The organism is Streptococcus sanguinis, assembly GCF_019928825.1.
Lineage (GTDB): Bacteria > Bacillota > Bacilli > Lactobacillales > Streptococcaceae > Streptococcus > Streptococcus sanguinis_L.
Genome location: NZ_JAHZOP010000002.1, coordinates 152,780 through 170,682 on the forward strand (window position 1 = coordinate 152,780; position 17,903 = coordinate 170,682).

The 17,903-nt window shown below is 43.2% G+C and carries 14 protein-coding genes; 9 read left to right on the forward strand and 5 right to left on the reverse strand.

What is annotated here, in order from left to right; genetic code table 11:
* Positions 1-228 precede the first annotated feature (228 nt).
* Complete coding sequence (locus tag K1J09_RS04340) at positions 229-2,358, forward strand: transglutaminase domain-containing protein (protein WP_223323027.1); 2,130 nt, start codon at positions 229-231, stop codon at positions 2,356-2,358.
* Between the two features lie 106 nt (positions 2,359-2,464).
* Here K1J09_RS04340 and K1J09_RS04345 read toward each other — a convergent pair whose 3' ends face one another.
* From K1J09_RS04345 to K1J09_RS04355, 3 genes are all read right to left on the reverse strand, one after another.
* Positions 2,465-4,189, reverse strand: coding sequence for an ABC transporter permease/substrate binding protein (locus tag K1J09_RS04345; RefSeq protein ID WP_223323029.1), 1,725 nt, complete (start codon positions 4,187-4,189; stop codon positions 2,465-2,467).
* Positions 4,190-4,203: 14 nt separating this feature from the next.
* Complete coding sequence (locus K1J09_RS04350) at positions 4,204-5,394, reverse strand: quaternary amine ABC transporter ATP-binding protein (RefSeq protein ID WP_223323031.1); 1,191 nt, start codon at positions 5,392-5,394, stop codon at positions 4,204-4,206.
* Positions 5,395-5,640: 246 nt separating this feature from the next.
* Positions 5,641-6,282, reverse strand: a complete 642-nt coding sequence (locus tag K1J09_RS04355) for a GntR family transcriptional regulator (RefSeq protein WP_223323033.1) — start codon at positions 6,280-6,282, stop codon at positions 5,641-5,643.
* A 180-nt stretch (positions 6,283-6,462) separates the two neighbouring features.
* Here K1J09_RS04355 and K1J09_RS04360 point away from each other — a divergent pair, with 180 nt between their 5' ends.
* The 8 genes from K1J09_RS04360 (at position 6,463) to K1J09_RS04395 (ending at position 16,495) form a co-directional block, all read left to right on the forward strand.
* The gene (locus K1J09_RS04360; protein WP_223323035.1) at positions 6,463-8,157 is read left to right on the forward strand and encodes a MutS-related protein; all 1,695 of its coding nucleotides are present in this window, start codon (positions 6,463-6,465) and stop codon (positions 8,155-8,157) included.
* Positions 8,135-8,992: a Cof-type HAD-IIB family hydrolase gene (locus K1J09_RS04365; protein WP_223323036.1), complete on the forward strand. Its 858-nt coding sequence runs from the start codon at positions 8,135-8,137 to the stop codon at positions 8,990-8,992. Before K1J09_RS04360 ends, K1J09_RS04365 begins: the two co-directional genes overlap by 23 nt.
* A complete protein-coding gene (locus K1J09_RS04370; protein ID WP_223323039.1) occupies positions 8,992-9,624 on the forward strand; it encodes an SGNH/GDSL hydrolase family protein in 633 nt (210 codons plus the stop codon). Before K1J09_RS04365 ends, K1J09_RS04370 begins: the two co-directional genes overlap by 1 nt.
* Positions 9,625-9,937: 313 nt before the next feature.
* Positions 9,938-11,713 carry a pyruvate oxidase gene (spxB, locus tag K1J09_RS04375; RefSeq protein ID WP_061602591.1) on the forward strand — a complete coding sequence of 592 codons (1,776 nt, stop codon included), beginning with the start codon at positions 9,938-9,940 and terminating at the stop codon, positions 11,711-11,713.
* 154 nt (positions 11,714-11,867) lie between these two features.
* Positions 11,868-12,215: a VOC family protein gene (locus K1J09_RS04380; RefSeq protein WP_002896549.1), complete on the forward strand. Its 348-nt coding sequence runs from the start codon at positions 11,868-11,870 to the stop codon at positions 12,213-12,215.
* A 542-nt stretch (positions 12,216-12,757) separates the two neighbouring features.
* Positions 12,758-14,332 (forward strand): ATP-binding cassette domain-containing protein, encoded by a 1,575-nt coding sequence (locus tag K1J09_RS04385; protein WP_002896547.1) that lies wholly within the window; start codon positions 12,758-12,760, stop codon positions 14,330-14,332.
* Positions 14,333-14,582: 250 nt separating this feature from the next.
* Positions 14,583-14,843: a SemiSWEET family transporter gene (locus tag K1J09_RS04390; RefSeq protein WP_126435914.1), complete on the forward strand. Its 261-nt coding sequence runs from the start codon at positions 14,583-14,585 to the stop codon at positions 14,841-14,843.
* Positions 14,844-15,055: 212 nt separating this feature from the next.
* Positions 15,056-16,495 (forward strand): 6-phospho-beta-glucosidase, encoded by a 1,440-nt coding sequence (locus tag K1J09_RS04395; protein ID WP_223323041.1) that lies wholly within the window; start codon positions 15,056-15,058, stop codon positions 16,493-16,495.
* A 97-nt stretch (positions 16,496-16,592) separates the two neighbouring features.
* On the opposite strand, the gene K1J09_RS04400 is transcribed toward K1J09_RS04395, so the two are convergent.
* Together K1J09_RS04400 and K1J09_RS04405 are read right to left on the reverse strand one after the other, a co-directional pair.
* Positions 16,593-17,534, reverse strand: coding sequence for an alpha/beta fold hydrolase (locus K1J09_RS04400; RefSeq protein WP_223323043.1), 942 nt, complete (start codon positions 17,532-17,534; stop codon positions 16,593-16,595).
* Positions 17,535-17,734: 200 nt separating this feature from the next.
* Complete coding sequence (locus K1J09_RS04405; protein WP_223323045.1) at positions 17,735-17,854, reverse strand: TetR/AcrR family transcriptional regulator; 120 nt, start codon at positions 17,852-17,854, stop codon at positions 17,735-17,737.
* Positions 17,855-17,903: the final 49 nt, after the last annotated feature.

A 17,903-nucleotide genomic window follows, 5' to 3' on the forward strand; every position in this document is an offset into this window, starting at 1 on the left:
CCTATCTGGCTTGGTTTTTCTATGTTTTAAGGAGGTAATTGGCTGAAGCCTCTTGATTTTAAAAGCAAGAGGAGAAAATGCAGTAGTTTGAGGGAAGCTGTCTCTATAAAAAAATTAAGAGTTTATTCGCAAAATTGCAGATATTTGAATCCGTTTACAAAAAACAAAGACACCTCAAATAAAATATGGTATAATATATTAAGAATATTTACTTCAGGAGGGGAAATCATGAGTAGGAAAATCCGTTTCATTTCTCTGCTTACTCTGTTGATTTGTTTTCTGATGGGCTGCAGTCTTTTTCAAAAGAACGGTGGAGGTCCGGGAGAGCAAGGCAGCCAATTTTCGGAAAGTGTTCGTAAGCTGAGAGAAAAATACAGCAAAAATACTCCTTATGATGTCCAAGAAAAGGTCATTCAGATTAAGGAAAATGAGCCTATTACCTTTCCGACAGAGGTACAAAAGCCTAACGATTTTGAGACACTGCCACATGAAGGACAGACCGAGTTGATTTCTTCCTTTGAAATTTATGGGGACAGCAACTTACGAGCTATTTTAGGGGGTGACTTTAAGATGAATGATAAGCGGCAGATAGTGATTGAGCCAGCTTATCATTTCTCTGCGACTAGAGTGGAGCCAAATGGAGAGCATACGGAATATGGTCTAGCCAAGCAAGGTGAGAGCTGGGGTGTTTTTGATACGCTCTATTTACTGCAACGGGATGATGAGCGCACAGGTAAAAAGCTTAAAAAACCAAAACTTTGGATCGTTAAGATAGATAAGAAAGGGCGCGACAAGCTAGCTCTGAAAACCAAGAGCAGTCTGCTCGGAGATGGTCGCCTGCAGCTGGAATGGACAGAGGTACCGGGAGCGGACTCTTATTCCATTATAAAAAGAGAGTATGTGACCATGCCTGGCAGTGATACGAAGACAGGTCTTTACAACTATAAAGAGGTCGATCGGGTCACTTCGACAGTCTATCGGACAGATTTGCCTACCCACTATGATAGCCGCAACGGCGGCCGTTCTGGTGATGATCCAATTCTTGCCAGACAACGGTTGCTGCAGGCTTACGACCAGGATTACAGTAAGAAAACGGTTGAGAAAAAGCCTTATGAACTCCTTGTTGTTCCCCTTAAAGACAAAGAAGCTTTAGGAACTATCAGCAATCCTATCTCATCTGATAGCTTTGCGAAACTGATGCCGAATCAAATTGATTTTCGGACTTTTTCTGACCAGGTTTCCGCCCTGCGGCAGAAGGGGAACATTCCTGAAGAAGCACCACTGCAGATGATGGATGGCCAGATTCAGAACTTTCCAATCGTCTATGAAAAAATTGAAAAAGAAGGCCGGGATGTCAGATGTCTGGTCTCTATCAAGGGCATGCCTACTGTCAAAACGGACTTTTTCATTGAACAGGCCAGTGTCGAAGAAGTGCAGCCTGTTGTAGATAGACATAATGAAAAGGTCAATAAAGAGGAAAGCAAGTCTGGTGTTTCAGAGAAATATATCAGCGTAGAGCAGGCTGACTTGGATCTCAAGGGTAAAACAGTCGTTCATGATGTTAGTGATATTGAGGAAAGAGTGGCAGCCAGAAGTGCAGCGCAGGAATATTTTGCCAAGGCTCTTCTGTCCGATGCCGAATATGTTGATTACAGTGAGTTTCCAGAGCTGAGTGAAGGAGATGTCAGTGAATTGCTTCACGATGTTTTAGAGCAAAATCCAGTCATTCAGCAGGGAGTGGTTCCTACCATTGATGCTAAGCAACATGTGGTAAGTTTTAAATACGATGCTAATGAAACAGCCAAATATAAGAAGGCCCGCAAAAAGGTCAAAGAGATTGTCAAAGACATCATCAAAGACCAGATGAGCGACCGAGAAAAGATTGAGGCGATTAATCAGTATATGATTGAGCATATTAGCTATGATAAGGTTGCTTACCAAGGCTTTTTGAATTACAAAACATCTATTGAGAATAAAGAATCAGAAGAAGCTATTTCAAAAGCGTTTAAAGATATGCAAGACGGTATTCGCAAGTATGAATCTAGTTTTGATATTACTGGTCCGCTATTTGAGGGTAAGGGAGTCTGTCAAGCTTACGCTGTAACCTTCCAGGCTCTTGCTCAGGAAGCTGGTCTCGAAACCATGTATGTGAGTGGAAATACAGATGATTTTGACCCGCATGCTTGGAACTTCGCAAAAGTAGATGGTCAGTGGCTGGCCTTAGATGTTACCTGGAATGACTCTGATGGAGACAGCACTAAAAAAGAAAATGAATACTTGCTATTGGCCATGGATAATCCACTCTACGCACAGAGCCACTATGCCTTTGACAGATACGAAGATGCTATTAAAGAATGATGCTCCAAATAGAAGCAATCTTTAAAAGATGCCTAAGTCTTGTAAGACAAGAAAGAAGCTAATCAAAAACCCTGAGATAACAGTATCTCAGGGTTTTTCTATGCTTTTATTTTTTCCAGCTTTCGACTTCTTTCTGGTGGTTTTTGATCCACTCTTTGGCTGCAGCTTCTGGTGAGCTGCCTTCGTTAATCTTAAGCATGACTTCTTCCATGTCCTTTTGAGTCCAGTTGAAGTTGTCTAGGACCTTATTGACTTCTGGTAAGTCCTTGTCTAGATTTTTCCGAGTCATAGTGTGGATAGCTTCCTTACCACCCATGGTTCCTTTAGGATCCTTGAGGTACTTAAGGTCATATTTGGAGAACATCCAGTGAGGTGACCAGCCGGTTACGATGATATCTTCTTTATTCTTAATAGCCTGATCCAGAGCAGTGGTCATGGCTCCTGTTGAGGAAGAAGAAAGATTCCAGCCACTGAGATTGCTGTATTCTTGCATAGTCTTCTCAGTCGCGGTCATGATACCAGCACCGGGCTCAATACCTGTGATGGTTTTCTTGGCTTGGTCTGACAGGTCTTCGATAGAGTCGGCGTCCATATAACTTGGTACGACTAGCCCTGTCTTAACGCCCTCAAGATTTGGCCCCAAGTCCACTAGCTTGTCCTTGTACTCCTCATAGAGAGCAGCGTGGGTGGTCGGCAACCAGGCAGAAACCATGGCATCGGCTTCGCCATTAGCAACGGACTTCCACATAACGGCATTGTCTAGCGGTGTGATGGTGACATCGTAGCCCATTTCCTTGAGAGCTTCCGCTACGACATTGGTTGAGGCAACTTCGGAGTCCCATTCAACATAGGCAAGGTTGACCTTTTCTTTTTTGCTTTGCTGGAGCTTGGTCACTTGATTTCCGACAAAGGCTGTCAGGATGACAGCAGCCAGAGCAGACCAGAGCATAATCTTGTTGCGTTTTTCCTTGGCAGTGACCGGTGATTTTTTAGCCAGAGGTTGGTTGAGCTTCTGGGTCAGGCGGTCAATGATAATGGCCAAGATAACCAGAGATACCCCATTGACAAATCCGGAACCGATGTCGGCATGCTGCAAGGCAGAGAGAACGCCGCGACCCAGTCCTGGTGCCCCAATCATAGAGGCAGTAACGACCATAGACAGAGCTAACATGATGGTCTGATTGACCCCAGCTAGGATGGTATTTTTAGCCAGAGGCAGCTCAACTTTGAAGAGCTTCTGCTTGCCAGTACCCCCGAAGGAGTCTGACGCTTCAATCAGCTCGGTCGGAATCTGACGAATGGCTAGATTGGTAAAGCGGACAGTCGGTGGCAGGGCAAAGATGACAGAGGCAAAGACCCCAGGCACCATACCGATACCGAAGAAGGCCACGGCCGGTATCAGGTAGACAAAGGCCGGCATGGTCTGCATAAAGTCCAGCAAGGGCTTGATAACTGCTTCGACACGATTGCTCTTAGCCATCCAAATCCCCAGTGGAATACCGATGATAATGGAAATGGCACTGGAGACGATAACCAAGGTCACAGTGTTCATAAGATTTTCCCAGAGGCCTTGGTTGTAAACAAAGAGTAAGCCTAGGAAGGTGAGCAGGGGCAGCCCCAGCTTACGCTTGGAAATCAAATAGGTAAAAATAGTCATGACTGCGATAAAGAGCAGGGGCGGAATGAAGAGCAGGGTGTCTGTCATCCCATTCATGATGGCATTTCCGATAGCCTGAAGGACCGAGAAAAGCCCGGAGAAGGTATCAGTTACCCAGTTAGTAAAGGACTCAACCCATTGAGAAACGGGGATTGGCTGTTGTAAAATATTCAAAATGCGAACCTCCCTTATTCTTCAGATTCAGTAGTATTGGCCAAGGCTTCGATGACTCGACCTTTGATAATAACGCCGACTAACTTGTCCTTATCATCTACAACGGCCAGAGGCGCTGGTGAATCGTAGATCAGCGGGAAAATATCGGTAATCAGGGTTTCCTGAGTGACCTTGCGGACGTTCTTATCAATCACTTCAGCCAGTGCTTGATGCTGCTTACGGGCATCTCGGGCGCCTTCGGCAGTCAGACTACCCTTGAGGTGCCGCTTCCTATCCACAGCCAGCAGCATACTGACCTCTTCTTTTTTCATGCGATTAAGGGCCACGGTTGGTCCGTCAATGTCAATGTTAGTAGTCAGTGGCGTTGTCATGATATTCTGGGCAGTCAAGACCTTGGAGCGGTCCACATCTTCAACGAACTCTCGAACGAAGTCGTTGGCTGGATTGGTCAGGATTTCCTCACCGGTGCCAATCTGCATAATCTGACCGTCAGCCATAATAGCAATACGGTCACCGATACGCAGGGCCTCATTAAGATCGTGGGTTATAAAGATAATGGTACGCTCATGCTCTGCTTGCAGATCCAGCAGCTCATCCTGCATTTCGCGGCGGATAAGGGGATCTAGAGCTGAGAAGGCCTCGTCCATGAGCAGAATATCAGGATTATTGGCCAAAGCTCGAGCTAAGCCAACCCGCTGCTGCATCCCGCCGGAGAGCTGATCGGGGTATTGGTCCTTGAAGGACAGGAGACCAGCATTGTCCAGAGCTTGTTCAGCTAGGCGCGTGCGCTCCTCCTTATCAACACCTCGGACTTCCAGACCGAACTCAGTATTTTCCAGAATGGTCCGATGCGGGAAGAGTCCAAAGTTTTGGAAGACCATATTGAGCTTGTGGCGGCGAACGTCCCGCAGCTCCTCTTCGTTCATTTTGGCCACATCTTGGCCGTCGATGTAAATGTCGCCTGATGTTGGGTCAATCAATCGGTTAAGCAGGCGGATAAGGGTAGACTTCCCACTACCGGACAGTCCCATGATGACAAAAATTTCTCCAGTCTGAACCTCAAAGTTTACATCGTAAACTCCGACAGTAGCACCGGTTTTTTCTAAAATTTCCGTTTTGCTTTTGGCTTGCTGCACCATTTCCAGTGCCTGCTTTTGCCTTTTGCCGAAAATTTTAGTCAAATGTTTTACTTCTAGTTTATTCAACGTATTTCTCCTTTTGCACAAGTGACTACATGTTTATTTTGATAAGTTGTCACTTAAAAGACCATCACAGTATAACATCGTGTGGTCACTTTGTCAAACCCAAAAGACCGTCAGACCGGCATTTTTCGGTTATTATAAAAAGGAGGATGATTTTCTAGAATATTTCTGAAAGTCGCAAAAAGCTTGTCAGACAGCGGATTCGCCTGTCTATTCTATTTTTTGGCAAAGAAAAAAACAAGCGCTGTTTCACTTGTTTGTTTCAATTTCATTAAAAAATAAATTATGCATCAAACCAACTGATAATTCGTTGCCAACAAAGTAGATGGTATTGCCGGCTTCCAGCTTGGTATAAGGACCAGGCGAGATTAGGAGTTGCTCTCCCTGCTGAACTGCGACAATGGTAGCGCCAGTCGAGTGCCAGATATTGAGCTCATTGATAGATTTTCCTAGGTTGATGGCGTCTGCTGAGAGCTGGAGCTCGTAGGGATTGAAAGGGAAGCGCTGCTGGACATCTTTGGTCCGACTGAGAAGCTGATTGAGCAGCTGGGAAAAGTTGGCAAATTCTTCCTCTTGGCGCTGGATGCTCTGGTGGAGTTTGGTTTTGAGGTCCTGCAGAGAGTTGACATCTTTATAGGTCTCAAGAAACTGTTGAGCTTTTTCCTTGGAGGAGATGAAGGCTCCACTGCCATGGCGGACTTCCATGATTTCCAGATCTACCAGCACATTAATAGCCTTGCGGGCTGTCTCAGGGGAGACATTGAAGTTGCTGGCTAGGGTAGAGCGGGCATAGATTTTGCTGCCGATAGGATATTTGCCGTCAACGATTCGCTCGGCAATGGCGACGGCAATCTGCTGGTAGCGTGGGAATGCGACTTCTTTTTTGCTCATGAGGACCTCCAATTTTACGACAGGAATATAGCTATGATTATAATATAAAACTGGAAGATTGAAAAGTGCCCATTGTAAAATCAACCGTCTTATCCGCCTCTTCATGCCTTTCTTTTTACTTTTTTAAGTAGTATAATATGTCTAAAAGTCAGAGGTCTTCTGGAAAGGGTGAGGGCATTTATGTCGCAATTTATCGTGGTATTACTGGGCTTTTTGGCGGTGCTAGTGCTTGTCATAGTCTTCGCTATTCGGAGAAAGATTCGCTTTAAGAAGCGTTTAGCTGCTGCTTGGGGAAGTCGTGAGCGGGTGGATTGCCGGCCAGACAGTGAGTCCAGTCTATATGAGTCCTTTTTGTTAGACGAAGAAGCTGGAACCTATGATAGTCTGGTGGACGACCAGACTTGGGGAGATTTGGACTTTTTTGATGTTTTTCAGGATATTGATACAGCATCCCAATCCAGTCTAGGTTCAGAGTACCTTTACAGCAAACTCCGCCTGTTGCATTTCGAGGCAGATCAGGAATTTGATGATTTGCAGGCATATTTAGCCCAACATCCAGAGGTGCGCATTCAGCTGCAGCTGCTTTTTTCTGAGCTTGGCAAGAAAAATCACAATCAAGCTAAGAAGCTGATCTATAAACCAGCTCAGGCGAATCACAAGGGAAGTTTTTACCTGTTTTTGGCTGCGATTCCGCTACTTTCCCCTTTACTCTATTTTATCAATCCTAGTCTGGGATATATAGTTCCCATCATCAGCATGGCCTTTAATATCGTTTATTCCATGGCCACGCGCTGGTCTCTAGAGATGAAGTTAGACAGCATGGGCTATCTGGTACGGATCTTCTATATTGGTGAAAAGATCGCCCGCCTGCCCTTGCCCCAGCAAGCTTCTCTAAAAGAAGCGGTGGCTTCTTTTAGCCGAACACGGCTTTTTGGAGAAGTCTTTCGGCCCCAGTCGGGTGCCTCTGAGCTGGAGATTTTCTATCTCTATATCAACTCCGTCTTGCTGATACCTCAGTTGGCTCAGGCCTATATCTCCAATCGTCTGGTCAAGGCCAATCAACAGGCTAGGCAAGTGCTGGAGATTCTAGGTCGCTTAGAGGCAGCGATTGCTGTACTTAACTACAAGGAAAGCCTGCCGATTTATGCGAAACCTAGCTTTACAAGCTCAGCTGGGATGAAGGGCAAGGGTCTCTATCATCCACTCTTAGAGCGACCTGTTAGCAATGATTTGGACTTTTCTAAGAATATGATGATTAGTGGCGATAATGCTTCTGGAAAATCGACTTACCTGAGAATAGCAGCTATCAATGCTATCTTGGCTCAGGGGCTAGGCTTTGCTTGTGCAGAGAACTTGACCTTGCAGCATGGTCATGTCTTGAGCTCAATGGATGTGACCGATGACATCGGCTCTGGGGATAGTTACTTTATCGCCGAGAGCAGGGCTATTGAGCGCATGATAGATTCCTTGGAAGAAGAGGGCTTGCACTACTTTTTCATCGATGAGCTTTTTAAGGGAACCAATACTGTTGAGCGGATTGGTGCAGGACTAGCAATCATTGATTGGCTAGCCCAGAAGCCCTGTCTTTACATGATTTCGAGCCATGATGTGGAGTTGGTAGCAGCCTCTGGTCAGCTCAATGCTCAATATCACTTTGACAGTCAATATATAGCAGGAGAGATTGTCTTTGACTATAAGATTAAGCAAGGCAGCGCTTTGACCAAGAATGCGGTTAATACACTAGAGAGCCTGAACTATCCAGAAGAGATCACGGATACAGCCAGGGAGATAATCACCGCCTACGAAGCCAGCGGCAACTGGAGCTTGCTGGGAAAGGGACAGTCCAAATTGGATGACAAAGATAGAAATGGATAAAAAGATGACTGTAAAGATGATAGCGACAGACATGGATGGAACCTTGCTAGACGGACAGGGACAGCTGGATTTGCCGCGTCTGGCTACTATTTTAGATGAGCTGGATAAGAGAGACATTCGCTTTGTGGTGGCTACTGGCAATGAAATTCCACGGATGCGACTGCTATTGGGAGATTTGGTAGAACGAATGACCTTGGTAGTCGCCAACGGAGCGCGGATTTTTGAAAAGAACCAGCTAAGCATGAGTAGCTTCTGGGAACCTGGATTGATTAGGGATGCGCTGGCTTACTTTGCTGGGCGTGAAAGGGAGCTTCAGCTGGTTGTGACCTCCGAAAGAGGCGGATTTGTCCAGGAGGGTACAGAGTTTCCCTTGATTGAAAAAGTCATGACTAAGGAAATGGCCCGGCTTTTCTATAAGCGTATGAATTTTGTTCCTAGTCTTCAGGATTATCCCTTTGACAAGGTCTTGAAAATGAGTATGATGGTAGAAGAGGCGGCAGCAGCAGAGCATGCTCGTCTGATTAATCAGCATTTTGCAGGCCGATTGAGCGCGGTTGCCAGTGGTTATGGAGCCATTGACATTCTCCAAGATGGGATGCACAAGGCTTGGGGCTTGCAGCAACTGATGGCTAAGTGGCAGATTCAAAGCTCAGAAATCATAGCTTTTGGCGATAGTGAAAATGACATAGAAATGCTTGAATTAGCTGGTATTTCTTACGCTATGGAGAATGTCGATGAGCGGGTCAAAAAGGTAGCAGATTACCTAGCGCCAGCCAATACAGAAGCCGGTGTTCTACAGGTGCTTGAGCAATACTTAGAAGAGGAAAAGGGATAATGGCAGTACAATTACTAGAAGAATGGCTTCTCAAGGAGCAGGCAAAATTGCAGCAAAACTACAGAGAGCTCAATCAACTCTCCGTCAAGGAGCCAGATATCATCTTTATCGGAGACTCCATTGTGGAATACTATCCGCTTCAGGAGCTCTTGCAGACGGATAAAAGACTGGTCAACCGTGGCATTCGGGGCTATAAGACTGATTTGCTATTAGAAAATCTGGATGTCCATCTCTTTGGGCAGGCACTGGATAAGGTCTTTATCCTGATAGGTACCAATGACATTGGCAAGGAGATGCCTCAGACAGAAACGCTGTCCAATTTGGAAGCCGTTATTCAGGAGATTTCTCGTGACTATCCTCTGGCTCAGCTCCAGTTGCTGTCGGTCCTGCCGGTCAATGAAGATCCAGCCTACAAGAGCACGGTCTATGTCCGCAGCAATGAAAAGATTCTGGCCCTTAATCAGGCCTATCGCCAGCTGGCCAGCGCCTACATGAATGTCCAGTTTATCGATCTCTACGATGCTTTTCTGGACGAGGAAGGCCAGCTGCGCCCAGACTACACAACTGACGGCCTCCATCTGACTATTGCTGGCTATGCAGCCCTGTCCAAGGCTTTGCAGGAATATTTGTAGTTTCTTCGAAAAAATACAGCTCTGTTTTTCCAGAACAGAGCTTTTTTGTTTTCCTTAACTTACAAAGTTTTTCTGTGAATGATGCTTGATTTCAAAGGGATTATGAAAATTATTATAAAACACATTGGACTTTGTGAAAAAATTTAGGGCTTTGTGTTATGTAATAGTTCTATATCATCTATGAGCATATTCTTATACAAGAGCGAAAAAACATGATAAATTGATAGAGTAAAGTTGCTTGAAGCGTTTTCATTCACAAGTGGAAATGTTTTCAATAACTGAAAATTTATTTTATTGAAGGGGAGTTATTATTATGACTCAAGGAAAAATTACTGCATCAGCAGCAATGCTCAACGTATTGAAAACATGGGGCGTAGATACCATCTACGGTATCCCATCAGGAACACTCAGCTCACTCATGGATGCTTTGGCTGAAGACAAAGATATCCGTTTCTTGCAAGTTCGACACGAAGAAACTGGTGCTCTTGCAGCGGTGATGCAAGCTAAATTCGGCGGCTCAATCGGGGTTGCAGTTGGTTCAGGTGGTCCAGGTGCGACTCACTTGATTAACGGTGTTTACGATGCAGCTATGGATAACACTCCATTCCTTGCTATTCTTGGATCACGTCCAGTCAACGAACTCAATATGGATGCCTTCCAAGAGCTTAACCAAAACCCAATGTACAACGGTATTGCTGTTTACAACAAACGTGTAGCTTATGCTGAGCAATTGCCAAAAGTTATCGACGAAGCCTGCCGTGCTGCTATTTCTAAAAAAGGTCCAGCTGTTGTTGAAATTCCAGTAAACTTTGGTTTCCAAGAAATTGACGAAAACTCATACTACGGATCAGGTTCTTATGAGCGTTCATTCATCGCTCCTGCTTTGAATGAAACTGAAATCGACAAAGCTGTTGAAATCTTGAACAAGGCTGAACGTCCAGTTATCTACGCTGGATTTGGTGGTGTTAAAGCTGGTGAAGTGATTACTGAATTGTCTCGTAAAATCAAAGCACCAATCATCACAACTGGTAAAAACTTTGAAGCTTTCGAGTGGAACTATGAAGGTTTGACAGGTTCTGCTTACCGTGTTGGTTGGAAACCAGCCAACGAAGTGGTCTTCGAAGCAGACACAGTTCTTTTCCTTGGTTCAAACTTCCCATTTGCTGAAGTTTACGAAGCTTTCAAGAACACTGAAAAATTCATCCAAGTCGATATCGACCCTTACAAACTTGGTAAACGCCATGCCCTTGACGCTTCAATCCTTGGTGATGCAGGTCAAGCAGCTAAAGCAATCCTTGATAAGGTAGACGCAGTTGAGTCTACTCCATGGTGGCGTGCAAACGTTAAGAACAACCAAAACTGGCGTGATTACATGAACAAACTCGAAGGTAAAACTGAGGGTGAATTGCAATTGTACCAAGTTTACAATGCAGTTAACAAATACGCTGACCAAGACGCTATCTACTCAATCGACGTAGGTAACACTACTCAAACGTCGACTCGTCACCTTCACATGACTCCTAAGAACATGTGGCGTACATCTCCACTCTTTGCGACAATGGGTATTGCCCTTCCTGGTGGTATCGCTGCTAAGAAAGACAATCCAGATCGCCAAGTATGGAACATCATGGGTGATGGTGCATTCAACATGTGCTATCCAGACGTGATCACAAACGTTCAATACGACCTTCCAGTTATCAACCTTGTCTTCTCAAATGCTGAGTACGGATTCATCAAGAACAAATACGAAGACACAAACAAACACTTGTTTGGTGTAGACTTCACAAACGCTGACTACGCGAAAATCGCTGAAGCACAAGGTGCAGTTGGATTTACAGTTGAGCGAATCGAAGACATCGACGCCGTTGTTGCAGAAGCTGTTAAATTGAACAAAGAAGGTAAAACTGTTGTCATCGATGCCCGCATCACGCAACACCGTCCGCTTCCAGTAGAAGTACTTGAACTCGATCCAAAACTTCACTCAGAAGAAGCTATCAAAGCCTTCAAGGAAAAATACGAAGCAGAAGAACTCGTACCATTCCGCCTCTTCTTGGAAGAAGAAGGGTTGCAATCACGCGCAATCAAATAATTCCTCTCGCCGAAAATCAAATGTAAACTGTGTCATCTTAACCTTGCCGTACAGCAGTACTGCCTGCGGTTCGATGTCTTGTTTATAACTTGATTTTCTTAGAGCGGAACTTGAAAAGATCGGAGCAATCCGGTCTTTTTATGGAGGATAGTAAATGAATTTAAATCAATTAGATATCATCGTTTCAGATGTTCCTCAAGTCTGTGCTGACTTGGAGCGTATTTTTGATAAAAAGGCAGACTATGTTGACGACAGTTTTGCTCAGTTCACGATTGGCAGTCATTGCCTCATGTTGTCCCAAAATCATTTGATTCCTTTGGAAAATTTCCAGACAGGAATCATTCTTCATATCGAGATTGAGGATGTAGACCAGAATTACCAGCGGTTGAAAGAGCTTGGTGCTGAGATTTTACACGGCCCAGCTGTAACTGATTGGGGTACGGAATCGCTGCTAGTTAAAGGCCCTGCTGGTCTAGTGATTGATTTTTATCGAATGAAATAGGATGCGTAGTCATTTGAAGTTAACCTTAGAGGAAGGAATAGCGAGATTGTGTCTCGACGAACAGAAATGTGATAGTACGGCATGTATAGTAGTAGATAAGGGAATTTGAAATTAGTTTGTACTCGATTAAAAATTATTAAAATGTAGAACTTTTCTAATATTCTGATTTTTCTTGAATTATTATTTTAATAGTTATACAATGTATTTAAAATAAAGCAAAGATAAAGAGATGGTAATATGAAAGTTATCACGATATATCTTAAGGTATTATACTGAAGATGGTAGTGTATATTTTAATATCAAAAATAATCATTCATTTTTGATTACGAATGAATTGAAGAAGAATATACAAGAAAATAAAACAACGGAAAGTGAATATATTGCCTATTTTGGAAGAGAATAAACATTTACTTGAAGAAAATGAGGTAAACAAATATTTAAAACAGATAGAAGATAGGAATAATGAGATTGTAATATTTGTTAAATTTATATAATAAAAATGGAGAGGAGTGCTAGCCACTCTCTTTTTCTAGGAGGGCATTGTGAATAAAATATTTCACTATCTGGACAAGAAAACGAAGTTTTATACTATCATTGGCGCACTGGCAAATGGAGGTTTGGCTCTTGCTCAACCCTTAGTCGTATCACAAGCCTTGTCCTTAAATCAAGGAGAATTGACTTATTCTAAAATTATACAGTTTGCTGTTTTTGGCTTTACAGTATACTTTGTCCTGTATAGCTTAATGCTCTTTTGTAATCATACACATAATGTTTTTCGTCGTGAAATTCAAATGAATATGAGGGCAGATTTATTTGGCAAGCTGATGACAAATAAAGATTTTAGCGAAGATGAAAAAATCACCATGCTCACACAAGATATGGAGTATTTGGGGGATAATTACTTAGAAAAATACGTCAATATCATTTGCTGGAGCTTTGTTGCATTACTAACAGCGATTTATATTATTTCGCAAAATTTGTTGCTAGGTAGCATTTTTGTCTTTTTCACTATTTTGCGTCCTATTCCTCAGTTCTTGATGAATAAAAGACTCAAACATACTGGTGATGACATGGCGCAAGGCAGAGTAGATGTTCATAATCAAGTATCTGATAGTATCCGAGGAGCACATACTCTACTCATGAACCAAGCAATTTCTGAAAATCAGAACAGATTTTGGAAGATTAATCTAAATTATCAACGAGCAATTCAAAAATTTTGCTTTACCCATAATATTATTTTCTTTTGCAACGGTTTCATGGTCTTTTTGAGCCAAGTTTTACCACTTGTTTTAGGTTTTTACTTTGCTATGGCTGGGCAGAAAGTGTCAGTGGCAAGTCTTGTTGCCATGTACATCGCAGCAGGTCAACTAGTGAGCCCTATTCAGACTATTATGTATGATGCTGTAGATATACAAGGGGCCAAAACGACAGCTGATAAGATTTTTGGAATATTAGAAATTGGAGATGTAAAACAGATAGATAAAAAAGATGCGCAAGAATTGCATGCCCTGCACATTAAAAATTTAAGTAAATCTTATGGTGACAGACAGCTTTTTACTCACTTAAACTTGGATGTTCAAGCAGGTCAGAAAGTTTTAATCAAAGGACCGAGTGGTTGTGGTAAGTCAACCTTGTTCCGACTCATTACTGGAGAAGAAATAGCAGATGAGGGAGAAATTATCGGCGTGACAACTGTTAATGAATGTACATCAAGTTTTGTATCCAGTATAGGAATTATTAACCAACACCCATTTCTCTTTAATGATACAGTGCGTTACAATTTGACCTTAGGACAAGAATTTTCTGAGGAAGAGCTGCTTGCTGTTTTGAAACAAGTCAAACTGGATTTTGAATTGACGGGTGGGCTGGATTTTATTATCAAGAATAACGGGGAGAATATTTCTGGGGGACAAAGGGTGCGGATTGAATTGGCACGCTTTCTTCTTCGTAGAAAAAATCTGTTGTTGGCTGATGAAGTAACAGCAACCCTAGATAAAGAAAACGCCCTCATGGTACGTGAACTACTATTTTCTCTTCCTGTTATGATGTTAGAAATTGCCCATCATATTGATGATGAAAGTAGATATCAACAAGTTGTAGATTTAGGAAAATATTGAATCTGGCTTAAAAGTCAGTTTTATCAGAAAATAAAGTAAATATTTCAGCAATAAAACACCCAGTATCAAGATTTTTCAATGCATAGTAATATGCGTTTTTCTGATTATATATACTTTTTCTAAACTCACTCTTCTTTCTTATCACAAGATTGTGATAGTTTACAACTTTATAACAAAAGATTTAAAGACTTGATTGTTTTGAAAGAAGATTATAAAACAAGATTCAGCAAAAATGAAAGAGGCTATAAAAATGTCTGAAAAACAAATGAAAATTCTGGGTTGGGTAGCGACCTTCATGTCTGTTATGATATATGTGTCTTACTTCCCACAAATCATGAACAATCTAGCTGGCCAAAAGGGGAATTTCATCCAGCCCTTGGTTGCAGCAATCAACTGCAGTCTCTGGGTCTATTATGGACTTTTCAAAAAAGAAAGAGATATTCCACTTGCAGCAGCCAATGCACCTGGGATTGTTTTTGGCTTAGTAACGGCTATCACAGCTTTGATTTAAAAGAAACAGGAGGAGACTGGTTTTCCAGTCTCATTTTTCTAATTTTTACGAGAACCTATTTTGGAGAATTGAAGATAGAATAAAAATAGAAAATCTGCTGGTTCAAATAGTGGAATAGTACCGCTATTTAGCATCATTTCACAAGTAAAGGTGTTGAGATTGGAGTATAATATAAGTAGATAAAGAATTAAAATAAGAAAGTGAGTAGAGATATGACCAAAAAACTGACTTTTCCTGATGGTTTTTTGTGGGGCGGAGCGACGGCTGCCAACCAGTGTGAGGGTGCTTATGATGTGGATGGTCGCGGGCTGGCCAACGTAGATGTGGTACCGATTGGTAAGGACCGTCTAGCCATCATCACGGGTAAGAAAAAGATGTTTGACTTTGAGGAAGGCTATTTCTACCCAGCTAAGGAAGCCATTGACATGTACCATCACTTCAAGGAGGACATTGCCCTCTTTGGCGAGATGGGTTTTAAGACCTATCGACTGTCCATTGCTTGGAGCCGGATTTTCCCTAAGGGGGATGAACTGGAGCCTAATGAAGCTGGCTTGAAATTTTACGAAGACCTCTTTAAGGAATGTCACAAGTACGGCATTGAGCCCTTGGTGACCATTACTCACTTTGACTGTCCCATGCACTTGATTGAGCAATATGGTGGTTGGCGGAGTCGTCTCATGCTTGAATTTTACGAGCGTCTCTGCCGCACTCTCTTTACTCGCTACAAGGGCTTGGTCAAGTACTGGCTGACCTTCAATGAGATTAACATGATCCTCCATGCACCATTTATGGGGGCGGGGCTCTGCTTTGAAGAAGGCGAAAATGAAGAGCAGGTCAAATACCAAGCGGCCCATCATGAGCTGGTCGCGTCAGCCATTGCCACCAAGCTGGCTCATGAGATTGATCCAGAAAATAAGGTCGGCTGTATGCTGGCAGCGGGGCAAAATTATCCTAACACCTGTCATCCACGCGATGTATGGGCTGGTATGGAGGAAGATAGGAAAAACTATTTCTTCATTGATGTGCAGGCGCGTGGTGAATATCCCAACTACGCCAAGAAAGCTTGGGAGCTCGAGGGCATCACTGTTGAAATGACAGAAGAAGACCTGCGGCTGCTCAAGGAGTATACGGTGGACTTCATTTCCTTCTCATACTACTCTAGCCGGGTAGCTTCGGGCGACCCTAAGGTCAATGAGCTGACCGAGGGCAATATCTTTGCTTCTCTCAAGAACCCTTATTTGGAAGCTTCTGAGTGGGGCTGGCAGATTGATCCTCTGGGCCTGCGCATTACGCTTAATACCATCTGGGATCGCTATCAAAAGCCTATGTTTATCGTGGAGAATGGTCTGGGTGCAGTGGATAGTCCGGATGAAAATGGCTATGTGGCTGATGATTACCGGATTGACTACCTGGCAGCCCATGTCAAGGCTATGCGGCAAGCCATCAATGAAGACGGCGTAGTTCTGTGGGGCTACACGACCTGGGGCTGTATCGACCTAGTATCAGCCGGTACTGGCGAGATGAAGAAGCGCTACGGCTTTATCTATGTGGACCGGGACAATGAAGGCAAGGGAACACTCAAACGCTCTAAGAAGAAATCCTTTGACTGGTACAAGGAAGTCATCGCGACTAACGGAGCATCTGTGAAATAGAAAAAAAGCTGAGATATGAATGTCTCAGCCTTTTTCAAGTATGTATGTTTTATAGGAACTTTAGTCTAACTGAATTTTAAATACTTTTCAAGATTCATTATTTCAAGAATTCCTTTATTTGCTGGGCGATTTCCTCTGGCTTATCGTCATGGATATAGTGGGAGCCTTCTAATGTTACAAGTTTGGCTTGGGCATTCTGCGCGACAAACTCTTTTTCCAGCTTGGGAGCTTCTCCGCCTTGTTGGACAGCTGCAAAGATAAGAGTTGGAATCTGCGGCACGGGCTCTTTGTTAATCGTTTCAACATTTTTCTTCCGATCCTTGACTTCGTTCATGACCGCCTGGGTGATTGACCGCCGGTGGAACAAGGCTTTAAAGATAGCTTTTTCCTGATCATTGAGAGCTCCAGACTTTATGGCTGGGCTGCTATTTACATCAAAGAAAATCGGTAGGCGAGCCAAGCCTAGCATTCCCCCTAGCTGGAAAGTCTGAAAAAGCAGGTCCATATGGTCGGACACCTCCCTATGAGGCATGGTCATATCTAGCCCGATAATAGCTTCTACTTCTTCTGGGTAATGATTGGCCCAGTGAATCGTTTCTAAACCGGCAATCGAATGCGGAACCAAAACATAAGGACCGGATATCTTAGCAGCTTTGAGGGCTTTACGGGTCTGCTCTACCTGTCTATCCAATGAGCGGTCATCGTTCCCATCATCGCTGTAACCATAGCCTAGACGTTCTACTACGACGATGCGATAATCGTCCTCCAGCTTGGAATAAAGAGCCTTGAAATCCAGAACCGGAGCATTGGTGGCCAGACCTGATAGGAAAACCAAGGTCTTCTTGCCCTTGCCAGCAGTGTAGACATTGAGCTTCTTACCCTCTACCTCGACCAGTTGGCCAATCGGCTTCTCAATGAGTTTGCTTTCCTGAGCTTTTTGAAAGCGGTGATAGAGAAAGAGAGCCAATAAGGCCAGAGCTAAGATTCCTACTAGCCAAGTGATTGTTTTAAGGATAAATATAAAGATTCTTTTCAACATAGAGATTCCTTTCTGTTCATCATGTTTTAGATTCGTATACTTTTATTTATAAGCATTACTACAAGCAGTCGTATAGTGATTTACACTAAAAGCGAATAGAAGTTTAATTAGGTAAAGTGATAAAAGAGCTGTCATACTGATTGGCAATTTACTGTAACTAATAAGAAGAATGCAACCCAACCCCGCCATAGAAGCACCAGTTAATGCTTGCTCCCTGCAATCTCTCGCATAGAAACTGCTCCAAAGCCCTTAGAGCGAAACAGCTCCCCTGCCACTTCTAAAATAGCTTGACGATTTTTTTCTTTTTTACTTACTTTCATATTATAATAAGTAAAATATAAAAAAACAAGAAAAAACTAAATACGCAGA